This is a genomic window from Pseudomonas sp. AU12215 (assembly GCF_001675465.2).
Classification (GTDB): Bacteria; Pseudomonadota; Gammaproteobacteria; order Pseudomonadales; family Pseudomonadaceae; genus Pseudomonas; species Pseudomonas nitroreducens.
This window is the reverse complement of sequence record NZ_MACM02000171.1, coordinates 1-1,230: the sequence shown is the minus strand read 5'-3', so window position 1 is coordinate 1,230 and position 1,230 is coordinate 1. Positions and strand designations below refer to the sequence as shown.

At 63.1% G+C, this 1,230-nt stretch carries 1 pseudogene; it reads right to left on the bottom strand.

The annotated features are described in order from the left end of the window. A pseudogene (locus A9513_RS27995) lies at positions 1-1,230 on the bottom strand (type I restriction endonuclease subunit R); the annotation flags it as partial.

Sequence of the window (1,230 nt, the reverse complement as noted above, 5' to 3'; positions counted from 1 at the left end):
GGTAAATGCCCTCGGCATCCAGCTTCTTCTGCAGGTCATAGATGAGCTGCGGGTCGGTCACGTCAGTCAGCTCGGCCTTGGTGTAGTACGGCAGAAAGGCGTCGAGAATGTCCTGGGCGTCGTTGAAGAAGTCGAGGATGAAGGTGGGTTTGCTGTCGCCGAAGGTGCGGTTCAGCCGCGACAGGGTTTGCACGCAGTCCACGCCCTGCAGCTTCTTGTCCACGTACATCGCGCACAGCTTGGGCTGATCGAAGCCGGTCTGGTACTTGTTGGCGGCGATCATCACGTTGAAGTCCTGGGTGTCGAAGGCTTCCGCCAGGTCGCGCCCATTCAGGCCGGGGTTGAGCAGGCTGCTGCTTTCCGTCACTTCTTCGGGGATCACGCCATCCGGCAGCACACTGCCGGAGAAGGCCACCAGCGGGTGCACATCGGTGTAGCCCATCTGCTTCACATAGGCCTGCACTGCCAACTGGTAACGCACTGCTTCCTGCCGGCTGCTGGTGACCACCATGGCCTTGGCCTGGCCGCCCAGCAGGTGGCGGATATTGGCGCGGAAGTGTTCGACGATCACCTCCACCTTCTGGCTGATGTTGTACGGATGCAGGCGCACCCAGCGCGCCAGTTTCATGCGCGCCTTCTTCGAGTCCACTTCCTCGTCGTCGCCGTCCGGGTGGGCGATCTTCCAGGCGGTGCTGTAGGTGGTGTAGTTCTGCAGCACATCAAGGATGAAGCCTTCCTCGATGGCCTGACGCATGGAGTAGAGGTGGAACGCCTCGGGCTTGTTGTCGGCGCTCGCCGGCAGCGCCGGGTTGGCCGGGCGGCCGAACAGCTCCAGGGTCTTGGCCTTGGGCGTGGCGGTAAAGGCGTAGTAGCTGATGCGCTCGTTGGGCGCGCGGGCGGCCACGGCGGCGTCCAGCAGCTCTTCGGCGCTGATCTCTTCGGCGTCCGGCGCATCGCTGCCGAGAATCTGCTTCAGCTTGCTGGCCGATGAGCCGGTCTGCGAGGAATGCGCCTCGTCGGCGATCACCGCATAGCGGCCGCTGGCCAGCTTGGGGTATTTGTCCAGGGCATCGAACAGCGCCGGAAAGGTCTGGATGGTGACGATGATGATGCGCGTCTGCTCGGCCAGCGCCTCGGCGAGTTGCTCGGACTTGCTCTGGTTGCCGATATCGCGGGTGATGCACTTGACCACGCCCTGGGCATGCTCGAACTGGTAGATGGTGTCCTGCA